We start from the raw sequence: 21355 nt of genomic DNA, 5'->3' as shown, positions 1-21355 counted from the left end.
GCTTACTCCTGCGGCCGGCCGGGTTCGAAATAGCGTCCGGGAAACTCGATGCCCATGGCGCGCATATCCTCAAGGAAGCGCGGCCGGATGCCGGTCGCCTCGAAATGGCCGAGAATGCCACCGTCGGCATCCATGCCGGTGCGCACGAAGCGGAAGATCTCCTGCGTCTGGATGACGTCGCCTTCCATGCCGGTCACCTCGGCGACGCTTGTCACCTTGCGCTTGCCGTCGGAAAGCCGGGTCAGCTGGACGATGATATCGATGGCGCTGGCGATCTGGCTGCGGATCGATTGCACCGTCATCGGCATGCCGGTCATGCCCAGCATCTGTTCGAGGCGCGAGATGGCGTCGCGCGGCGTGTTGGCGTGGATGGTCGCCATCGACCCCTCATGGCCGGTGTTCATCGCCTGCAGCATGTCGAAAGCCTCCTCGCCGCGGCACTCGCCGAGGATGACGCGGTCGGGGCGCATGCGCAGCGCGTTCTTGACGAGATCGCGCTGCTTCAACTCGCCATGGCCCTCAATGTTGGCGGGGCGCGTCTCCATGCGCGCGACATGCGGCTGCTGCAGCTGAAGTTCGGCCGCGTCCTCGATGGTGATCAGCCGCTCGTCTTCGGGAATGAAGGCCGACAGCGCGTTGAGCATCGTCGTCTTGCCGGTGCCGGTGCCGCCCGAGATGATCGTCGTCTTGCGGGCGTGCACCGCCGCCGCCAGCACTTCGGCCATGTTCTGGGTGATGGCGCCGAATTCGACCAGCTTGTGCAGGCCAAGCTTGTTCTTGGAGAATTTGCGGATCGACACCAGCGGCCCGTCGACGCCAACCGGGCGGATGGCGGCGTTGAAGCGTGAGCCATCCAGCATGCGCGCGTCGACCATCGGCTGCGATTCGTCGACGCGGCGGCCGACCGCGGCGACGATCTTGTTAATGATTCTAAGCAGATGCGCCTCGTCCTTGAACGGGATATGGACCTGCTGCAGCTTGCCTTTCTTTTCGATGAAGCAGTTCTGGTGGCCGTTGATCAGGATGTCGTTGATGTCGGGATCCTTGAGCAATGGCTCGAGCGGACCGAGGCCAACCATCTCGTCGACGATATCGTCGACCAGCGCTTCGAGTTCGACGGTGTTGATCGCCATCCGCTCCTGGCGGGTTTTTTCCGAAACGAAATCATGCACCTGCCGGCGCATCTCCTCCTTGGGCAAACGCTCCAGCGCCACGAGATTGATTTCTTCGAGCAGCATCCGGTGAATGCGTACGCGCGCATCGAGCACCTTGTTGGCGCTCTTTGCCGGTGCGACATCAGGCTTTGCCGGCGATGCCTTTCGGCTGGTCGGGATAACGACCGCATGATGCGCGACCGGCGTTGTATCAGCCGGACGCAGCGGGCGCGCGTCGCGGTTCTGCAGGGTGGAAAAACGGCTGGTCATCCGGCCTTCCTCCTCAAGAAGCCCTTGCCGAGACCGAACAGCGACTTCGACTTGGCTCCAGTCGCGGCCGCCTCCTCCGGAAGGATGATCTTCTTCAAATCGTTGACGACATTGGCGTTGGGATCGATCTCGTGCAGCGGCACGCCGCGGTCGACCGCCTCGCGCACCAGCCGGTAGTTGTTGGAGATGCCGCCGACGAAATGCTCGCCTAGGATTTCCTGGACGTCCGCCTGCTTGATGCCGTTGTCGAACATCTTCTGCTCGAAACGGTTGACGATGACGTTCGGCTTTACTTCCTTGCCGGCGGTCTCGTAGACCGCCTGGATCAGCCTTTGCGTGTGGCGCAGGCACGGCACCGTCATCTCGGCGACGATATAGAGCTTGTTGGAGCCGAGCAGCACGGTCTCCGTCCACGGAAACCAGGTGCGCGGCATGTCGATGACGACATTGTCGAAATAGGCCGAGACGAGGTCCAGCATGCGCACCACGACATCGGTCTTGAACGAGCGCATCTCCGCCGGATGCGTCGGCGCCGCCAGCACGCACAGTCCGCTGGCATGCTTGGACAGCATCACGTCGAGCAGTTGCCGGTCGAGGCGTTCGGGCTGGTTCTCGATCTCGGTGATGTCGAAGCGCGGCTCGAGGTCAAGATATTCGGCGCAGGCGCCCTGCTGGAAATTGAGGTCGACCACGCACGTCGAGGCGCCGCGCGTCACCGAATGATGCAGCTGGAACGCGGTCTGCAGCGCCAGTGTCGTGGTGCCGACGCCGCCGGCCGCCGGCATGAAGGTGTAGATCTGCGACTCGGTGTTTTCCTCACGCCCCGGCCCTTGCAGAGCCCGCACCACCGAGCGCACCAGATCGGCCGTGGTGATCGGCTTGACCAGGAAGTCCGCGACCTTGAGCTGCACCAGGATGCGCACGGCGGCGGCGTTGAACTCCTGGGTGACCACGACCACCGGCGCCTTGCCCTCCAGCCGGCGCATGATGCGCTGCAGCGACTCGACCTCCTCCAGCTTCGCCGCGTCCATGTCGACGATGATGGCGCCGAAATCGGCCTCCTGGACCTCGCCGCGCAATTCGGTGACATTCTTTTCCACCGCCGCGAGCTGGATGATCTCGGAGGCGGCGAATGCGGTCCGCGTGTCCTGCACGAAGGTCCTGTCCGTCGATACGAGCAGGATTTTCCGGGTCTTGATGCCGTTTGCCATTTTTTGTCAGCCTGTGAGCTTGATCGCCCTTTGGGGTCAGTTGCCCGCGGTGCCCGTGGGCGTCTGAGATGCCTTCGCGCCCGCCGCCTGATCGGGCGTGACAGGTCCGGCATCGCCACGCTTGGCAGGCACGAGAAGCCTGGTGTTCTGGACGCCGTATTTCCACGGGTCGACCATCTGCATGACGGTGTTGGCGGCCTGGGCGTTGCCGGCACCCGACGTCACCCCTTCGCTGCGGACATAATCGTCGCTGGTGCAGCCGCCGACCAAACCGGCAAGAAGCAAGGCGATGCTCGATCTCAGGACCAGTCGCATGGCTTCAGTCCTTCGGCAGGTCGAGGAAATGCCCGACCGTGGTGGCGGAAGCGGTCCGTCCGGCGCTGCCATCGGCCAGCGCCAGCGCGCGGCCGCTGTCCGACGCCTTCACTTCCTCGGTGTTGTTGAGGAAATAGTCGGCATTGCTGGCCGGCTGCGTGCCGCCGGTCGGCTCGACCATCTTCTTCGACGGATCTACCGGCTTGACCAGATAGGGCGTGACGATGATGACCAGATCGGTCTCGCGCCGCTGGTAGGATTTCGACGAGAACAGGGCCCCGAGCACCGGCATCTTGCCGAGGCCGGGAATGCGCGACGTGGTGATGTCGTTTTGCGACTGCAGCAGCCCTGCGATCATGAAGCTCTGGCCGTTCTTGAGATCGACCGACGTCCTGGCGCGGCGTACGATGAAGCCCGGCACGGAGATAGTGCCGATGTTGTAGGAGGACGACGCATCGATCGAAGAGACTTCCGGCGCGATGTCGAGGCTGACCAGCCCGTCCTTGAGCACGGTCGGCGTGAAGTCCAGGCTGACACCGTATTTCTTGTAGGTGACGGAGATCTTGCCGTTGTCTTCCGAAACCGGGATCGGGAATTCGCCGCCGGCCAGGAAGCTCGCCGTCTGACCGGAACGGGCGATCAGGTTCGGTTCGGCCAGCCGTCGGGCAAGGCCGCGCTCTTCCAGCGCCTTGATGGCGATATCGACCGACGCACCGTTCGACAGCAGCCGGCCGATGATTTCGCCGGTCCCTGCCGCCGGCACGGCGCCTGGATCGAGAGTCACATCGCGCCCGCCCAGGCCATAGGCGAAATTGGCGCTGTATTTGGCGCCGAGATCCTGGCCGGCCTGGCGGTTGATCTCGACAAAGCGGACGTTGAGCTGAACCTGCTGCGAGGACGAGATGTTGACCGAGTTGATCACTTCCTCATTGCCGGAAAAGCGGCTGGCGATCTTGCTTGCCTTGTCCGCCGCCACCGCGTCATCGGCCTCGCCCGACAGCACGACGCGGCCATTGGCCGAGCCGACCTTGATCTTGGCGTCCGGCACGCTGGCGCGGATGGTGCTGGCCAGCTGGTCGGTGTCGAGCGTCACCTCGATGTCGATGGTGCCGACAAGCTGCTTTTTGTCGTCGAACAGCGCGATGCCGGTGGTGCCGAGATTGTTGCCCAGCACGTAGAAGGATTTGTCGGTCAGTGGATTGACGTTGGCGATCTCCGGATCGCCGATGACGATCTGGTAGAAGGCAGCGCTCGTCATGATTGTCTTGGGCTTGCCCTTGGCGACCTTGATCGACGCATTCTTGGTCGACGAGACATAGACCACATCATTGTTCGCCTTGGCCGCGCCGGGCGCGAGCATGCCGCTCGCGGCCAGTGAAACCGCCATCGCCAGGATGCGCACGAAGCGCAGCCGGCCCGTCATTCGATATAGGGTACGCATCAACATTGCCCTGTCCCGTCCGGTCCCCACCGGCCTTTACTTCTGGTCCCGCGCAGGAACCTGATATTCCTCGGCCTTCGTGCCGCGCGTCACGACGATTGTCTTGAATTTCGGCTTCTCCGGCTCCTTGGTCATCGCATCGAACAGCGAGCCGGCCGCCGCCTGAGCCTTGGCCGCCACCGATCCGCCGAAGGAAGAGATGGTGGTGACGCCGTTCTTGCCATCGCCGCCTTCGCCCGCGGAACGAAGCGACAGCGACAGCGTGCCGACGGTGCGGGCAAGCGCCACTTTCTGCGCACCTTCGGTCGTCACCTCGATGGTCACCGAATTGGAGATCTGTGGCGTCGTCTGGCGCACATCGGCACCCTGGCCGACGCTCAGTACCTTGGCGTCGGCAACGACGATCTCGGAGGTGACGGTCGACCCGGCCGCCCCTTGCGCGTTCTTGGCCACTTCCTGGATTTCGCCGGCATCGCGCGTCAGCACGACATCGACGCGGTCGCCCGGCGTGACGAAGCCGCCGACACCGGCGATCTCATCGGTGCGGATGGTCACCGCCCGCATGCCGGGGGTCATCATGTTGGAAAGCGTTGCACGGCCATTTGGCCCCGACAGCTTGGTCAGCAGCACCGGTTCGTTGACCTCGATCGGCGAGAGCACGACGCGGCTGCCTTCGCCGAGCAATCCGTCGATGGTCGGGAAGGCGCCCTGCGGCAGGGAATCCTGCGGCCACGGGATTTCGCTGAGCTTGGCGCGGTCGAGTTCCATGCCGTAGCGCAACGGCGCGTTCGCCACCACGATGGTCTTGAACTCGATCCTGGGCGGTGCCGGAGCGGCGATCGACGCCGTCTTCTCCTCGGCATTGGGTTTGGTCTGGCTCTTGACCCAGAAATCCGCGGCAAAGATCGAGATCGCGCCGAAAACGGCGGCGATGCCGATCATCGTTATGGCCTTGCCCCTCACGCCGAAACCCCTGATGCCCGCAGTTTCTTGTTATGTTGGGCTCACGCTAGGCCGCTTTGTTAAAGAAACAGGAATGCGGAATGGCGGCATTCGATCTATTTCCGCCCGCTTGGTTATCGAATGGTTTTAGGATAAGAGGGGTCAGATCCCCGAACGTAACAGGAACCTCCGTCGCTTGGCGCTGAAAAGCGTGGCAGTATCGACGGGTGATTCGCAGCACCGGACCGTATGGCAGGCATGGACGACAACAACGACCTCTTCGGTAATATGGACAAGCAGCCGCAGCCTGTTCGCACACCCGCGCGCCCGGCGGATCCGCTGGTGCAGGCGGCAGCCAAGCGCCCGGCCGCGACCAAGGACGGCAGCGAAGGCTACAGCGCCGCCGACATCGAGGTGCTCGAAGGCCTGGAGCCGGTGCGCCGCCGGCCGGGCATGTATATTGGCGGCACCGACGACAAGGCGATGCACCATCTGTTCGCTGAGGTCATCGACAATTCCATGGACGAGGCGGTCGCCGGCCATGCCACCTTCATCGATGTCGAGCTTTCGGCCGACGGGTTTCTGACCGTTACCGACAATGGCCGCGGCATCCCGGTCGATCCCCATCCGAAATACAAGAAGCCGGCGCTCGAAGTCATCATGACGACGCTGCATTCGGGCGGCAAATTCGACTCCAAGGTCTATGAGACCTCGGGCGGCCTGCACGGCGTCGGCGTCTCCGTCGTCAACGCGCTGTCCGACCATCTCGAGGTCGAAGTGGCGCGAGGCCGCCAGCTTTACCGCCAAAGATTCTCGCGCGGCATTCCGGTAAGCGGTCTGGAGCACCTCGGCGAAGTCCAAAACCGCCGCGGCACCAAGACCCGCTTTCATCCCGACGAGCAGATCTTCGGCAAGGGCTGCGCCTTCGAGCCGGCTCGGCTCTACCGCATGACGCGTTCGAAGGCCTATCTCTTCGGCGGCGTCGAAATCCGCTGGACCTGCGATCCCTCCCTGATCAAGGACAAGGACCCGACGCCGGCCAAGGCTGAGTTCCATTTTCCGGGCGGCCTGAAGGATTATCTCAAGGCGTCGCTCGGCGACGACTTCCAGGTGACGCGCGAAATTTTCGCGGGAAAAAGCGAAAAGCAGGGCGGCCATGGCTCGCTCGAATGGGCGGTGACCTGGTTCGGCGGCGACGGCTTCATCAATTCCTACTGCAACACCATCCCGACGGCTGAAGGCGGCACCCACGAGGCCGGCTTCCGCAACGTGCTGACGCGCGGCTTGCGCGCCTATGCCGACCTGGTCGGCAACAAGCGTGCCTCCGTCGTCACCTCCGAAGACGTCATGATCTCGGCGGCCGGCATGCTGTCGGTGTTCATCCGCGAGCCCGAATTTGTCGGCCAGACCAAGGACAGGCTGGCAACGATCGAGGCCATCCGCATTGTCGAGACCGCGATCCGCGACCCGTTCGACCATTGGCTGGCCGACAATCCGCAGGAGGCCTCGAAGCTGCTCGACTGGGTGATCGCGCGCGCCGACGAGCGGGTGCGCCGGCGCCAGGAAAAAGAAGTGTCGCGCAAGAGCGCGGTGCGCAAGCTGCGCCTGCCGGGCAAGCTCGCCGACTGCACGCAGAACGCCGCGGCAGGTGCCGAACTCTTCATCGTCGAAGGCGACTCGGCCGGCGGCTCGGCCAAGCAGGCGCGCGACCGTGCCAGCCAGGCGGTACTGCCATTGCGCGGCAAAATCCTCAACGTCGCCAGTGCCGGCAACGACAAGCTGGCCGCCAACCAGCAGATATCGGACCTGATCCAGGCGCTCGGCTGCGGCACACGTTCAAAATACCGCGACGAGGATTTGCGCTACGACCGCGTGATCATCATGACCGACGCCGACGTCGACGGCGCCCACATCGCCTCGCTTTTGATCACCTTCTTCTACCAGGAAATGCCGGCGCTGGTGCGCGGCGGCCACCTCTTTCTGGCGGTCCCGCCGCTTTACTCGATCAGGCAAGGCGGCAAGGTTGCGTACGCCCGCGACGACGCGCACAAGGACGAGCTCCTGCGTACCGAATTCACCGGGCGCGGCAAGGTCGAGCTTGGCCGCTTCAAGGGTCTGGGCGAAATGATGGCCTCGCAGCTCAAGGAGACCACCATGGATCCGAGGAAGCGCACGCTGCTCAGGGTCGATGTGAACGAAATCGATTCAGCCACCAAGGACAGGGTCGATGAGCTGATGGGCACCAAGCCGGAAGCCCGCTTCCGCTTCATCCAGGAACGTGCCGAATTCGCCGAAACGGAAGTGCTGGATATCTAGCCGCCAGCCGGTCCATAACAGGCTCGACTTGCGGAGACGAGCATGTGACCGGCGCCCGGCTGAAAGCCTATTTCGAAACGAGCCTGGCCGGACTGACGCAACCGACGCGCTCGGACTGGATTTTCGCCCTGCGCACCGTTTCGGCCGGCCTGATCGCGCTTCTCGCTGCCTACGCCCTCAAGCTCGACCACCCGCAATGGGCGATGATGACGGTGTTCATCGTCGCCCAGCCGGTTGCCGGCATGGTGCTGGCGAAAGGTTTTTACCGGTTGCTCGGCACGCTCGCCGGTGGCGTTGCGGCGATCGGCATCACCACCGTCTTCGGCACCAATCCATGGGTACTGGTGACGGTACTCGCTGTCTGGATCGGCATCTGCACTCTGGTTTCTTCGCTGCTGCGCAATCCCGAAGCCTATGGTGCGGCACTTGCCGGCTACACCGCCATGATCATCGGCCTGCCCGCCTTCGGACAGCCGCATCTGGTCGTCGACCTCGCGGTCGCGCGTTGCGCGGAAATCGTGCTTGGCATCGTCTGCGCCGGCGTGACCAGCCGGCTGATCCTGCCGAAACTGGCCAGTGACGCTATCATTTCTCGGCTGAAACGCTGCATTCTCGATCTCGCCACCTATGCCGCGGGAGCCTTCTCGGGAGGTGATCCGGCGACACTTTCCGCACTGCATCGCAAACTCGTCGCCGACACCCAGACGCTGGGCGAGATGCGCGCCTATGCCAGGCTCGAGGCGCCGAGCTTCGCACCGCGCGCCCATCCCGTCCGGCGCACCATCGGGCAACTGCTCTCGGCGCTGTCGGCGGCCCGTGCGCTGCATTCGCACGCCGCTCCGAAAAACGCAGCCCTTATCCCGGTGCGCTCGGAATTGCAGGCGCTTGTCAGCGAGCTGGCGGCCAAGCCCGGCGCCTTGGATGACACCACGCCCTGGGTGGCACGCCTCGACGCCATCTCGGCCAAGGCCCGGCAAATGCCCGATGCCACGACCGATCAGGGCGACGACAGGGTCGGCACCATCACCCGCCTCACCATCGCCGCCGATTTCGCCGAGGCCTTCAAGCAGGTGCTGCGTGGTCTCGACGCCTTGCGCGCTCCCGCCACGCGCCCGGTTCGCGGCAGCAGGCAGCCTGCTCTGGTGGTTCACCGCGACTACCCCGGCGCATCGCGCAATGCCGTGCGCGCTGCCCTTGCCACCTTGCTGGTCGCGGCCTTCTGGTTGACGACGAAATGGTCCGAGGCAGCGGGCACGGTCATTCTCGTTGCCGTCGTATCCAGCCTTTTCGCCGCTCGCCCCGACCCGGTGCAGGTGTCCTGGGGCTTCTTCAAGGGAACGCTGCTGGCCTTGCCCTTTGCCTTCCTCGTCGGCCAGATCGCATTACCCGCCCTGCCCGGCTTCGGCTGGTTCGTCCTGTTTGTCGTGCCTATTCTGGTGCCGACGGCGCTGGGCATGGCCAATCCGCGCTATGTCGGCGTAGCCACGGCCTTCGCCATCAACTTCCTCGCTTTCCTCAGCCCGCATCAGGCGATGACCTATGATCCTGGCCCGTTCTTTGCTGGCTCGGCGTCGGTGCTGGTCGGTATCCTGCTGGCAATCGGCGTCTTCATTGTCGTGCTGCCCGCCGATCCGTGGCTCGCAGCCAATCGTATCGTGCGCGCCATGCGCGAGGATCTGGCGCGGCTTTGCCTGCACGAGCGCGTGCCAAGGCGTTCGGCCTTCGAGAGCCTCGCCTATGACCGGATCAACCAGCTGATGCCGCTGGTGCAGAACTCCGGCAGGAAGGGCGAGGCGGTCCTGGGTGGCGGCGTCGCCGCCGTCACGGTCGGCCTGGAGATCCTGCGGCTGCGCGATGCCAGCCAAAACCACGCCATCCCGCCCGAAACCACACTTTCGATCGCCAACTTCCTGAGAGGGCTGGCGCGCGAATTGCTCTTCCGCGCCCCCGGTGATCCGCAGACAGCGACCATCGCCGTCGCCAGGCAGTATGCGGCGGGCATCGCCCAGCGAAACGCCCCCGGCGACATGCTGCAGATCGCGGCATCCCTGCGCATCATTGCCGCTGCGATGGAGGATTTTCCGGATTTCTTCGCGAGGGATAAAACTTAGGCCGCGGCAATCACCAGCGCGTGCCCACGCGCGTTCTCGCGCAGCGCATCGAGATGGATCGACTTGACCAGGGCGGCGAGATCACCTTCCGCGGACTGCCCACCCAATTCCTTGAGCATCAGCCAGCTGACTTCCTGTACGCCGGCGACGCGCTTGCCATTGGCGACCTCACGCCAAATCTTCAGCGCGCGCAGGATGATTGCATGCGTAGGGGCAGCCAGACCTGCACTACGGAACAATGCCTGCAAGGCCACATCGTGGCCGCCGGCCAGCAGCGCCCTCACCCGCGGCTCGGATTGCTGGCTGAGTGCCACCAGCGCGGAGCCGAAGAAATCGACCTTGCCATGCGCGATGGTGCGGATCAGGAAGCTTGCGGTGAGATCGCCGCGCAGCCTGAGATGCTCGATCAGTGCTGCGTGCTCTTCCTGGCGCGTGCCCTCGATCAACGTCACCGAGGCTTTGACGCAGGCGTCCCGCATGACGCGATCAGCACGCGCGGCGCCCATCAACGCCATGACCAGTGGTGATGTCTTCAATGTCTCGCCGAGCTTGATCAACAGCATATGCCGGCAGTCGGCAGGCAAGCGTGCATCCGATATCAGCGCCTCGCGCACCAGCGGCAGATGCCCGTGGCGTTCGGCCATGCGGCGGAAGCTTAGCGAAGCGATGTCGGCGCCGCTGTTGGCCAGCAGCACGGCGCAGGCTTCCGCCTCGCCGATCTCGGCGATGGCCGCCGACAGCGCCATCGAGACAACAGGACGATCAGCGATAAGCTTCTGCGTTGCCTTCTGGCTCGCCGCCACGCGGTTGATCAGATCGGCGTCGGTGAGCAGCGGCGAGCGCGCCAGCACGACACCGGCGACTTCCGGCTGGTCGGATGCCAGCGCGCTGATGATCTGCAGCGGCGCATGCTGGCTCATGGAGAGCGCTTCGGCCATCGCCAGCCGCACTTTTGATGAGGCATCGTCGAGCAGCAGCGTCAGCGCCGCTTCTGCGGCACAGCGATCCTCGAACGGCAATTCGGAATTGACATAGGCCCGGGCCAGCGCGTTGGCCGCAGCGGCGCGCTCGGACACTCTTGCCGTGTAGATCCATTTCAGGAAATGCGAAACAACAACCATGCCCGTCTGCCTACGCCCCTTGCCGGAGGGTTCCCGGCCCCGCTGGAGACGGTAGGCAGAAATGGTTTACGAACGGTTCACCATGTTCATTAACTGGCTTGCGAGCGCTGGATGCAGCGCCTATCAACCGTCAATCAGCGCAGGAGACTGAAAATGGCCGGCCTATATCTCGAGGAATTTGTTGTCGGCCATGTCTTCCAGCACACGCTGCGCAAGACCGTGACCGAGAGCGACAACATGCTGTTTTCGGTGATGACGCTGAACCCGCAGCCGCTGCATATCGACTTCGATTTCGCCGCCAAGAGCGAGTGGGGCAAGCCGCTGGTCAACTCGCTGTTCACGCTCGGCCTGATGATCGGCATTTCGGTCAACGACATTACGGTCGGCACGACGGTCGCCAATCTCGGCATGAAGGAAACCACCTTTCCGCATCCGGTCTTTCACGGCGACACCATCCGCGTCGAGACCACGGTTATCTCGGTGCGCGAGTCCAAATCGAAGCCCGATCGCGGCATCGTCGAATTCGAGCACCGCGCCTACAACCAGCATGGCGACCTTGTCGCCAAATGCACCAGGCAAGCGATGATGCTGAAGAAGGCCGCCTGATGCGCTCGTTGCTGTTCCTCCCCGGCGATTCCGAGAGAAAACTGGAAAAAGGCTTTGGCGCCGGCGCCGACGTGGTGATCGTCGACCTCGAAGACTCTGTGGCCCCACAGAACAAGGCTGCGGCGCGCGACATCGCGGCACGCTTTATCGCCGAACGCAGGGGGCAAACCAGCTCGGCGATCTACATCAGGGTCAACGACCTCTCGACCGGATTGACGGACGATGATCTTGCCGCGCTCGTTCCGGCAAAGCCGGACGGCATCATGCTGCCCAAGTCCAACAGCGGCCAGGACGTCCAGCAGCTCTCGGCAAAGCTCAGGGTTCGCGAGGCCGAGAACGGCCTGCCCGACGGCGCGATCAAGATCCTGCCGATCATCACCGAAACGCCGGCGGGTGTGCTCGCCGCCGCCACCTACGCCGGCGCGAGCGCGCGGCTCGCCGGTCTTACATGGGGCGCGGAAGACCTGTCGGCGGCGATCGGCGCACGCACGGCCCGCGACGAGCAAGGCCGCTACACCGACGTGTTTCGCCACGCTCGCCTGACGACCATCCTTGCGGCCGGTGCCGCCGAGGTCGCGGCGATCGACACCGTGTTCCCGAGTTTTCGCGACATGGCGGCCTTCGCCGCGGAATGCACTGAAGCCGAGCGCGACGGCTTCACCGGCAAGATGGCGATCCACCCCGATCAGGTGCCCGTCATCAACGCTGCCTTCACGCCCTCGGCCGAGGCGGTAAAACAGTCGGCGGCAATCGTCGCGGCGTTCGAAGCGGCGGGAAATCCCGGCGTCGTCGGCATCGACGGCAAGATGTTCGACCGCCCGCATCTGCGCCTGGCCGAACGGTTGCTGGCACGCGCCAAGGCAGCCGGGATCTCCGCTTAGTCCCGCGCCAGCACGATGATCCGATCCTCCGGCAGATAGGCCAGCGCTTCCGACTTCAGCGGATTGACGGTGACGCCGCCCAGTGCCCGCTGGTCGGCATCTCCGGCGCGGATGCGCCGGTAGCCTATGGCGATCTCGCCGCGCAACCGCGCCGACTCCGCTATCGTCCAGAAGGTTACCGGCTGATCGATGGCGACATAATCGGCGACCGGACGCATATAGATTTCGGAACCCTGCTCGTCGAGCAGGTCATCGAAGATCGCAGCCAGGTGCTGGTTCTCGGACGCCTGCGCCAACATCAGGCTGACCAGCCGGTTGCTGACGACGAAATCATCGGCCTTGGTCACCGCCGCAAGCTCCCGATTGCGCACGTCGATCATCTCGCTGACGATGGAGATGTGCAGGCCGGTATCATCGGCGATCTTGCGCAGATGCAGCAGCGTCACCAACGTGCGCGTATCGGCCGGCTGCGCGGCCATGGTTTCGCTGTAGCCGAGGACGAGCACGTGGTCGTAGGACGGCACGTCGAGGCTTGAAAGCGCCGTGCTGCTCGACGTGTCGGTGATGCGGCAGGAAACCGACAGATTGTCACCGGCGACCGGCAGTCCGGCGACTTCCTGCTCAAGCCCAGGTGTGTCGGCGGCGATGGTCAGGATCGAACCGGGCGCGACGTAGCGCGACAGTTCATAGGTGATGATCGGCCCGCGCCGGTTCCAGCCGAGGATCAGCGTGCGCTCCGGCTTCGGCTCGACGGACCGAGGCCCGCGGATCGCCGCCGCGTCGATCTTGATCCCGGTGCTGCCGAGCTTGATCGCCGCGTCGTCCTCGGCAATGACAATGGCGCGCAGGTCCTTGCCGATCACCAGCTCCGACGGCGGGTTGAGATTGACGCTCCCCTTTTGGTCGCAAAGCCCGATCAGCGCGCAGTGCTCATACGCCATCACTGCCTCGCCAAAGGTCTTGCCGGTGAGATCAGGCTGCTCGATCGTATAGATTTCGCAGCCGTCGAAATCGAGCAGCTCCGAATAGACGCCGCTGAGGCCCGACTGCCGGCTCGAATGCACGACGATGCGCGAGATCAGTTGATCGGCCAGCACCAGCTGCACCTCGGCCCCGCCGACGACGCGGGCGACCTCGGCGTTCTTGCCGTCGCGGATTTCGGCGGCGATGTTGTACGGGTCGGTGCGCCGGTTGGGGTCGTTGACCAGCGCCAGCACCGTCTTGATGACCTGCGAATCCGGATCGTCGCCATCCGGCGACAGCACGATGACCGACCGCGAACTCTGTGGATTGACGATGGCGAGATCATAGAGATCGGTCGGATCGCCGCTGCGGCAGATGATGCGCGTGTTGCCCAGTTTGCCGACCTTGGCCGCGATCTCATCCTCCATCGCGACCTTGTCCATATTGGCCATGACGACGATGCGCGGTCGGCGGCGGCTGGCATTGGCAATGACGAGTTCGGAGATGACGTCGAAGATCGACGGCGACCAGTTGAGGATGATGGTGTGGTCGGCCTCGAGCACGCGCGAGCGGCCCTTGCGCAGTTCATCGAGCTTGCCATCGACGCCGGCGCTGAGCACGCCGATAAGGGCCGACACGACAAAAATGCCGGCAAGCGTGACGACCAGCATGACGAGGCGGAAGGCCCAGCCGGTATCGCCGCCCATCGTGCCGGAATCGAGCGTGCGCATCAGCGATTCCCAGAACGCTTCGAAGAAGCCCAACGGCTCGCCGCCCTCCGGCGCGATGCGGGTCACCGCAAGGAAAGCCGCGGCGGCGATGATGATCAGCAAGGAAACGACTGCAAGCCAGCCGATCAGCGCGATCGGGCCGGCGGCCATGCTCTTGTCGAAGCCGTAGCGCAGCCGGGTTCCCAGCGAGTATCGTTTCTTCATGCCGCCGGTGCCCCCGTACTATCCCCAAGGCCGATGCGCCGACGCAACGCCGAAGCCGCTCTCTTAACCTGTGTTTGGAGGAAGGGGAATCGCTTTTCGCGTGGTCACGGAATCAGCCGGGATGGCGAACCTGACGCACTGGTCTGGTACGGCTGCTACCAGACCATCGGGATCAGGCGGTAGCGCACCCGGGTTGCGTAGTCGTCATAGCCGCGCAGGCCGGTGCGAAGGGTTTTCTCCTCGATGAAGGTGCGGATGGCCAGGAGAATGATGAACACGAGCACCGATACCAGCCCCCACCACGAGCCAAGCAGGAGTGCCGTGCCGGCGAAGAAGAGGATGGCGCCGGCATACATCGGGTGGCGGACATAGCTGTAGGGGCCCGTGGTGATCACGCGCTGTCCGCGCTCATCCTGGATCTTCACCACGGGCGCCGCGAAACTGTTCTCCAACATAGTCAGGTAGCAGATCCAGATGCCGACCAGCAGGACCAGCGCGCCGACCACCTGCGCCCAGACGGGAACCGCCGACCAGCCGAAACGGAAGTCTAGCCCCATGAAAATCTGCCAGCCAAAGATGGCGATGAGAAGTATGGAGAGCAGGATCTTGTCGGCCGCGGCCTGATTCTTCTGGATGGGAGGGCTCAGCCGCTCATTCATCAGGCCTGGATCGCGCCGCGCCAGCGCCACGCCCATGGTGAGACTAAGCCCCACCATCACCACCAGGTAGATCCAGGCACCCGGCCAGGCAAGCGTGTCGGCTGACAGGAAGAGCAAGGCGCCCATGACGCCGAACCAGATGAATGTCTGAAGCACCAATTTCGCGATCATGATCGACCTTCCACTGTATGCCCCTCGCCGGCATTGGCAGAAATAGACCAATGGTCTACCATACCGACCGATGGTCTATAAATCAAGCGGGCGATCTGTTATCCCGTGCTGGACGGGAACGGCCATCGCGTGCAGAAGGTTTCGTCATGCCCCGTGTCATCAAGCATCCGGAACTCAGGCGAGAAGACATCCTGGACCATGCCCAGGCGCTGTTCCTGACGCAGGGCTATGACAGAGCGAGCCTCAACGACGTGATTGCCTCAGCCGGCATCTCGAAGGGCGCCTTCTATCACTACTTCTCCTCCAAAGAGGCTCTTCTCGAAGCACTGGCCGACCGCTTCGCGAGACAGGCACTGGCAGGCGTCCAGGGTATACTCGATGATCCCGGCCTCGACCCGCTTGGCCGCCTGAATGGCCTGCTCAGCCAGTCGCGGCAGGCCAAGATCGAGACCGCGGCGGAGGCCTGGGCTCTTTTCGAGACGATGTTCCGGCCTGAGAACCTCGTGCTTTTCCATCGCATCAATCTGGCGGCCAGCGCATCGTTTTCACCCCTGCTGGTCAGGATCATCCGGCAAGGTGTCGAAGACGGCACCTTCAGGACCTTCGATCCCGAGGGTGTCGCCGACATCGTCATGCAGTTCGGCTTGGCCACCCATGACGTCGTCGCCAAGGCAATCGCCAGCGGCAGCGACGCCGATATGGAGGTCGCGATCGAAATCCTGGAGAAACGCGTCAGGCTCTACGAGATCGCTCTCGACCGCATCCTCGGCCTTCCCGACGGCAGCATTCGGATCGGAGAGCCCGGCTATATCAGAGCCGTCATGACAGCCCGACGGAAAGCCGACAAGGCAGGGTGACCTGCCAGGTCCTGAAACCTACTCCTTACCCCAGCGTGGCCGGCGCATCGAAAAGACCTCGTCGACGCTGGCGTAATCCATATAGCCGAGACGAGCGACATTGCCGGCCTTGGTGATGTCGAACAAGCCGTCTTTCAGGAAGGCATCGTCGATGTGCACGCCGATCACCTCGCCGGCGACGACGACCGCACTGGTCGGGGTTCCGTCCAGCGCCTTTGGGCGAAACACTTCGGTCACCCGGCATTCCAGTGCGGCCGGCGCTGCCGCCACGCGCGGCGGCCTGACGAGACGTGAAGGCGCCATGGCGAGATCGGCGTAAACGAACTCGTTGACGCCACGCGGCGCGTTGACCGACGTGTAATTCATCTTCTCCGCAAGATCGCGGCCGACCAGATTGGCGACGAACTCACCGGTCTCCTGGGCAAAGGAAGCGCTGTCCTTCTCACCTTCCGAGGAGAACCAGACAATGAAGGGTCGCGTCGAAAGGGCGTTGAAGAAAGAGTATGGCGCCAGATTGATCTCGCCTGCCTTGTTCAGCGTCGATATCCAGCCGATCGGCCGCGGCGCCACGATCGCCTTCGACGGATCATGCGGCAGCCCGTGCCCCTTGGACGGCTCGTAGAACATTCAGCCCGCCCAAGGCCCAGAGTAATCGGCATAGAGCTTTGCCGGGTCGGGCCGTGGCCGCTCCGGCGCTGGCCCGGCATAAGAGCCGATATGGATGAAACCGACCACGCGCTCCTGCGACGCCAGTCCGAGGATCGCCCTGCCCTCCGGCACGTCGGAATACCAGTTGCTGATCATGTTGGTGCCATAGCCCAGCGCATTGGCAGCAATCATCAGATTCATCGCCGCCATGCCGCCGGACAGGAACATTTCCCATTGCGGGATCTTGGGGTTCTCCTTCGGCACCGACACCACACCGATCACCAGCGGCGCGCGCGAAAAGCGCGCCAGTTCCTGGTTGCGGCGGCCCTCAGACAGCGGCCCTTCCCGCTCTTCGGCAAGCGCCGCCAGCTTTTTGCCGATCTCGATGCGGACATCGCCGCGATAAACGATGAAGCGCCACGGCTCGAGCCGGCCATGGTCCGGCACGCGCGTGGCGGCGGCAATCATCGTTGCGATATCGGCGTCGCTGGGCGCCGGCTCCTTGAGGTCGGGAATCGGTGCCGAATTTCGGGTCAGCAGGAAGTCGATGATCGGCGACGCCATCGGCGCAAGTCTCCTAAACACTCTGTTTTGAGCTGAAGCGCACCATCGGGAATTCGGGCGGCTCGGGCAAAGGCGCGCAAGCGCCGGGCTGAAGAGTCATGGATTGGACTCTTAAGCCTTGAAATTGCCACCGCCATGGGCTTCAACGCAAGGCATGTTTGAGGGGCGACTGCGTCTTTTCCTGGTCTGGCTCTGCGCCGCGCTGTTCCTGCTGCCGGTCTCCATGGCCGCTGCGCAGCAAAAGGACGGCGTCGGCGACCTGAAACTTCCTGGAATTTCGAGCTATGCGACGCCCAAGAGCGAAACCCCGCTGGCGCTTGGCGGCGGTGGCTCCATCACTTTATCGGCCCAGCTGACCGACAAAGGCACCGACATCACCCGTGGTCTCGTCTGGCGTGTCTTCAAGCCTGAAGCCGTCAACGGCAAATTGCCGATGGTCGCCTCCGCCCATGGCGGCAGCGCCGTCTTCCAGCTCGAGCCCGGCAGCTATCTGGTCCATGCCTCCTATGGCCGCGCCGGCGCCACCAAGCGCATCACTGTCGGCAAGGAAGCCAAGCGGGAAAGCCTGGTGCTCGATGCCGGCGGCCTGAAGCTCGACGCGGTTCTGTCCGGCGGCGTGCGCATTCCGCCGAAGAAACTGCGCTTTTCGATCTATGAGGGCACCGCCGAGGCCAATGGCGACCGCGCGCTGATCATTCCCGATGTCGAGCCCAACAGCGTCGTGAGGTTGAACGCCGGCATCTACCATGTCGTCTCGACCTACGGCGCGGTCAATGCGGTCATCCGCTCCGACATCCGCGTCGAGGCCGGCAAGCTGACCGAAGCCACCGTCGAGCACCACGCAGCCGAGATCACCATGAAGCTGGTGCGCGAAGCCGGCGGCGAAGCCATCGCCGACACGTCGTGGTCGCTGCTCAACGAATCGGGCGATCCGATCAAGGAGACCGTCGGCGCCTTTGCCTCGATGGTGCTTGCCGAAGGCGACTACACCATCATCGCCAAGAACCGCGACCGCATCTACCAGAAGGATTTCACGGTCGTGGCCGGACAGAACCAGGAAATCGAGGTTCTCGCGACCGAGGCCGCGGCCATGGATCCGGAAGAAGGCGCAGACTAGCCTTCAGCCGTATGTTCCCGATCTCAGGCAGCCAGCTTGGTGCGTGCCGGCAGGAAGGGAATGCGGCGGCGCGGCAGCTGCGGCGCCAGGTCGAACACCCCGCGGTAAAGCCGGTCGAGCAATATTTTGCGGTCACGCAGCGGCTCCAGTTCGCTCCAGCTCAGCACATCGCCGACGCGCACGTCGATCGCCTTGCCGGACAGCCGCGCGAATTCGTGGATGAGCATCGAAAGGCGCAGTGTCAGCGACGCCTTGCCGACGAATTTGGCGACGCGGCCGTCGCGTTCAGCCATGTTCATCGGCCCGCTGACCAGATGGAACAGCCTGCCGTTCTGTCCGGAAAAATGCATTGGAATGACGGACGCCTTGGCATCCTGAACCAGGCGTGCCGGAAACATCTTCCATGGCAGGTCGCGCGCCCGGCCAAAGCCTTTCGGCGCGGTGGCGACACCACCGGCGGGAAACACCACGATGGTGACGCCCTCCTTCAGCAGCCGCACCGCCTCGTGGCGCACGGCCATGTTGTTCTTCAGCGCTTCCTTGGTCTCGGAAAAATCGATCGGCAGCGAATAGGGCTCCATCTCGCGGATCTTGAGCAGATCCTTGTGGATCATCACCCGGAACGGCCGCCCCAGCTGCTCCACCAATGAGAGCACGGCGATGCCGTCGCCGATGCCGAACGGATGGTTGGCCACGATCACCAGCGGTGTGTCCGGCAATGGCGCGGGCGGCCATTGGTCGGGGGTGCGTATGCGCACGTCGATGAGGTCGAGCATGCGGCTGAACACGCGCTCGCCTGATGGCACCACCTGACGGCGCCAGAAATCATAGAGCGCGGCATAACGGTCGCGCCCCGACAGGCCTTCAATGGAATGGATGACCCAGCGCGTTAGCACCGGTTGGTGCGGATTGGCGTAGGAAAGTTCGGGAAATGGTTTTTCGCGCAATTTCAGCTTGAGCATAGCGATTCATTACAAGATCGGCGTGACAGGGATATGAAAATGGCGGTGGATCGCTCCACCGCCATTCCTTGGGACTATGCAGATCAGGCAGCGCGTTTGCGCCTGCGATCCGGCGTCACCGCTTCTTCGGTCAGTTGCGCGATCGCCTCGGCAAGGCCAAGCGATTCCTGGTCGCGCGAGCCAAGCCGGCGCATGTTGACCGTCTGTTCCTCCGCCTCGCGTTTGCCGCAGACGAGGATGACCGGCACCTTGGCCAGGCTGTGCTCACGGACCTTGTAGTTGATCTTCTCGTTGCGCAGATCGGCTTCCGCCAGCAGCCCGGCAGCCTTCAGCTTTGCCACCACCTCGGTCGCATAGCCGTCTGCCTCGGAAGTGATCGTCGCCACCACCACCTGCAGCGGTGCGAACCACAGCGGGAAATGGCCGGAATAGTTCTCGATCAGAATGCCGAGGAAACGCTCCATCGAACCGCAGATGGCGCGATGCACCATGACCGGCTGCTTCTTTTCTGAATCCGAGCCGATGTAGAAGGCACCAAAGCGTTCCGGCAGGTTGAAGTCGACCTGCGTCGTGCCGCACTGCCATTCACGGCCGATGGCATCCTTCAGCACATATTCGAACTTCGGCCCGTAGAAGGCGCCCTCGCCCGGATTGATCGAGGTCTTGATCCGGTTGCCGGACCTTGTCCTGATCGTCTCAAGCACATTGCCCATGATCGCCTCGGCATGATCCCACGCCTCGTCGGTGCCGACCCGCTTGTCCGGCCGTGTCGACAGCTTGACGCTGACCTCTTCAAAACCGAAATCGGCATAGGTCGACAGGATCAGATCGTTGATGCGCAGGCATTCCGCCGCGAGCTGCTCTTCGGTGCAGAAGATATGCGCATCATCCTGCGTAAAGCCGCGCACGCGCATCAACCCGTGCAGTGCGCCTGAAGGTTCGTAGCGATGCACATTGCCAAATTCTGCAAGTTTTACGGGCAGATCGCGATAAGACTTCAACCCATGCTTGAAAATCTGCACATGGCCTGGGCAGTTCATTGGCTTCAGCGCAAAGACCCGGTCGTCGTCGGTGTCGTCACCGGCGACCGTCACCTTGAACATGGCGTCGCGATACCAGCCCCAATGGCCTGACGTTTCCCACAGGCTCTTGTCCAGAACCTGCGGCGCGTTAACCTCCTGGTAGCCCTGCTCGTCGAGACGGCGGCGCATGTAGTTGACCAGGTTCTGGAACATCTTCCAGCCCTTGGCGTGCCAAAAGACCACGCCCGGTCCCTCCTCCTGGAAATGGAACAGGTCCATCTCGCGTCCAAGTTTGCGGTGGTCGCGCTTCTCGGCCTCCTCCAGCATCGTCTGGTAGCCATCGAGCTGCGCCTGGTCGACCCAGGCGGTGCCGTAGATGCGCGTCAGCATCGGGTTGTTCGAATCGCCGCGCCAATAGGCGCCGGCCGCCTTCATCAGCTTGAAGGCATTGCCGATCTGACCGGTCGAGGCCATGTGCGGACCGCGGCAGAGGTCGAACCAGTCACCCTGGGCGTAGATCTTGAGGTCCTGATCCTCGGGAATGGCGTCGATCAGTTCCAGCTTGTAGCGCTCGCCCTTGTCGGCGAAGACCTTCTTGGCCTTGTCGCGCGACCAGACCTCCTTGGTGAACGGTTTGTTGCGCGCGATGATCTCGCGCATCTTCTTCTCGATCACCGGAAAGTCGTCCGGCGTGAACGGCTCGTTGCGGGCGAAGTCGTAATAGAATCCGTTCTCGATCACCGGCCCGATGGTCACCTGCGTCCCCGGCCACAATTCCTGCACGGCTTCCGCCAGCACGTGTGCTGCGTCGTGACGGATAAGTTCAAGCGCGCGCGCATCGTCGCGGGTGATGATCTCGACCTTGCCGGACTTGCCGAGCGGGTCGCTGAGGTCGCGCACGGTGCCGTCGATGGCGTAGGCCACGGCCTTCTTGGCCAGCGACTTCGAGATCGATTCGGCAAGGCCGGCACCAGTCATCGCCGCGTCGTAGTCGCGGACGGAGCCATCGGGAAATGTCAGGGAAACGGAATTCAGCATAAGGTTCTCCTATCCAGTCCCGCAAACGAGCGCGGGTGGTTGAAAATGCAT

Annotated in this window: 18 protein-coding genes; 6 read left to right on the top strand and 12 right to left on the bottom strand. The window is 63.5% G+C overall.

The genetic code is table 11. The features are described 5' to 3' along the window. Positions 1–2: 2 nt before the first annotated feature. The 5 genes from CKW40_RS11365 to cpaB are packed head-to-tail and all read right to left on the bottom strand — an operon-like array spanning position 3 to position 5354. A complete protein-coding gene (locus CKW40_RS11365; protein WP_095199991.1) occupies positions 3–1424 on the bottom strand; it encodes a TadA family conjugal transfer-associated ATPase in 1422 nt (473 codons plus the stop codon). Continuing rightward, positions 1421–2635 (bottom strand): CpaE/TadZ family protein, encoded by a 1215-nt coding sequence (locus CKW40_RS11360; RefSeq protein WP_095199990.1) that lies wholly within the window; start codon positions 2633–2635, stop codon positions 1421–1423. The genes CKW40_RS11365 and CKW40_RS11360 overlap by 4 nt, the downstream gene beginning before the upstream one ends. A 36-nt stretch (positions 2636–2671) precedes the next feature. Further along, the gene (locus CKW40_RS11355) at positions 2672–2950 is read right to left on the bottom strand and encodes a hypothetical protein (protein WP_095199989.1); all 279 of its coding nucleotides are present in this window, start codon (positions 2948–2950) and stop codon (positions 2672–2674) included. 4 nt (positions 2951–2954) lie between these two features. Further along, positions 2955–4397, bottom strand: coding sequence for a type II and III secretion system protein family protein (locus CKW40_RS11350; protein WP_095199988.1), 1443 nt, complete (start codon positions 4395–4397; stop codon positions 2955–2957). Between the two features lie 30 nt (positions 4398–4427). Beyond that, positions 4428–5354 carry a Flp pilus assembly protein CpaB gene (cpaB, locus tag CKW40_RS11345; RefSeq protein WP_244571160.1) on the bottom strand — a complete coding sequence of 309 codons (927 nt, stop codon included), beginning with the start codon at positions 5352–5354 and terminating at the stop codon, positions 4428–4430. A gap of 237 nt (positions 5355–5591) precedes the next feature. Here cpaB and parE point away from each other — a divergent pair, with 237 nt between their 5' ends. Beyond that, on the top strand, positions 5592–7649 hold the full coding sequence (parE, locus tag CKW40_RS11340) for a DNA topoisomerase IV subunit B (RefSeq protein ID WP_095200293.1): 2058 nt from the start codon (positions 5592–5594) through the stop codon (positions 7647–7649). 44 nt (positions 7650–7693) lie between these two features. Further along, the gene (locus CKW40_RS11335) at positions 7694–9760 is read left to right on the top strand and encodes an FUSC family protein (RefSeq protein ID WP_095199986.1); all 2067 of its coding nucleotides are present in this window, start codon (positions 7694–7696) and stop codon (positions 9758–9760) included. On the opposite strand, the gene CKW40_RS11330 is transcribed toward CKW40_RS11335, so the two are convergent. Continuing rightward, on the bottom strand, positions 9757–10881 hold the full coding sequence (locus tag CKW40_RS11330) for a DUF2336 domain-containing protein (RefSeq protein ID WP_095199985.1): 1125 nt from the start codon (positions 10879–10881) through the stop codon (positions 9757–9759). The genes CKW40_RS11335 and CKW40_RS11330 overlap by 4 nt on opposite strands. A gap of 111 nt (positions 10882–10992) precedes the next feature. Between CKW40_RS11330 and CKW40_RS11325 the strand changes: the two genes are divergently transcribed. Together CKW40_RS11325 and CKW40_RS11320 are read left to right on the top strand one after the other, a co-directional pair. Continuing rightward, positions 10993–11487: a MaoC family dehydratase gene (locus CKW40_RS11325; RefSeq protein ID WP_439330977.1), complete on the top strand. Its 495-nt coding sequence runs from the start codon at positions 10993–10995 to the stop codon at positions 11485–11487. Continuing rightward, positions 11487–12368: an HpcH/HpaI aldolase/citrate lyase family protein gene (locus CKW40_RS11320; protein ID WP_095200292.1), complete on the top strand. Its 882-nt coding sequence runs from the start codon at positions 11487–11489 to the stop codon at positions 12366–12368. Before CKW40_RS11325 ends, CKW40_RS11320 begins: the two co-directional genes overlap by 1 nt. Here the strand turns inward: CKW40_RS11320 and CKW40_RS11315 are convergent. Both CKW40_RS11315 and CKW40_RS11310 read right to left on the bottom strand, forming a co-directional pair. Further along, positions 12365–14266, bottom strand: coding sequence for a CASTOR/POLLUX-related putative ion channel (locus tag CKW40_RS11315; RefSeq protein ID WP_095199984.1), 1902 nt, complete (start codon positions 14264–14266; stop codon positions 12365–12367). The two genes, CKW40_RS11320 and CKW40_RS11315, sit on opposite strands and share 4 nt — an antisense overlap. A 155-nt stretch (positions 14267–14421) precedes the next feature. Beyond that, a complete protein-coding gene (locus tag CKW40_RS11310; protein WP_095199983.1) occupies positions 14422–15096 on the bottom strand; it encodes a methyltransferase family protein in 675 nt (224 codons plus the stop codon). A 146-nt stretch (positions 15097–15242) separates the two neighbouring features. On the opposite strand from CKW40_RS11310, the gene CKW40_RS11305 reads away from it, so the two are divergent. Beyond that, positions 15243–15953 (top strand): TetR/AcrR family transcriptional regulator, encoded by a 711-nt coding sequence (locus tag CKW40_RS11305; RefSeq protein ID WP_095199982.1) that lies wholly within the window; start codon positions 15243–15245, stop codon positions 15951–15953. Between the two features lie 18 nt (positions 15954–15971). Here CKW40_RS11305 and CKW40_RS11300 read toward each other — a convergent pair whose 3' ends face one another. Both CKW40_RS11300 and CKW40_RS11295 read right to left on the bottom strand, forming a co-directional pair. Beyond that, complete coding sequence (locus CKW40_RS11300; protein WP_095199981.1) at positions 15972–16580, bottom strand: flavin reductase family protein; 609 nt, start codon at positions 16578–16580, stop codon at positions 15972–15974. Further along, entirely contained in the window at positions 16581–17165 is a 585-nt protein-coding gene (locus CKW40_RS11295) for a nitroreductase family protein (RefSeq protein ID WP_095199980.1), read from the bottom strand. It lies immediately after the preceding gene. A 154-nt stretch (positions 17166–17319) separates the two neighbouring features. Between CKW40_RS11295 and CKW40_RS11290 the strand changes: the two genes are divergently transcribed. Continuing rightward, on the top strand, positions 17320–18282 hold the full coding sequence (locus tag CKW40_RS11290) for an RgsD C-terminal domain-containing protein (protein WP_095199979.1): 963 nt from the start codon (positions 17320–17322) through the stop codon (positions 18280–18282). A 23-nt stretch (positions 18283–18305) separates the two neighbouring features. Here CKW40_RS11290 and CKW40_RS11285 read toward each other — a convergent pair whose 3' ends face one another. Further along, a complete protein-coding gene (locus CKW40_RS11285) occupies positions 18306–19244 on the bottom strand; it encodes a lysophospholipid acyltransferase family protein (protein WP_095199978.1) in 939 nt (312 codons plus the stop codon). A gap of 83 nt (positions 19245–19327) precedes the next feature. Further along, a complete protein-coding gene (gene thrS, locus CKW40_RS11280) occupies positions 19328–21304 on the bottom strand; it encodes a threonine--tRNA ligase (RefSeq protein ID WP_095199977.1) in 1977 nt (658 codons plus the stop codon). Positions 21305–21355: the final 51 nt, after the last annotated feature.

The sequence above is a fragment of the Mesorhizobium carmichaelinearum genome (assembly GCF_900199455.1).
Taxonomy (GTDB): domain Bacteria; phylum Pseudomonadota; class Alphaproteobacteria; order Rhizobiales; family Rhizobiaceae; genus Mesorhizobium; species Mesorhizobium carmichaelinearum.
Note: the sequence above shows the minus strand (reverse complement) of the source record. Positions and strands in the feature narration are given on the sequence as shown.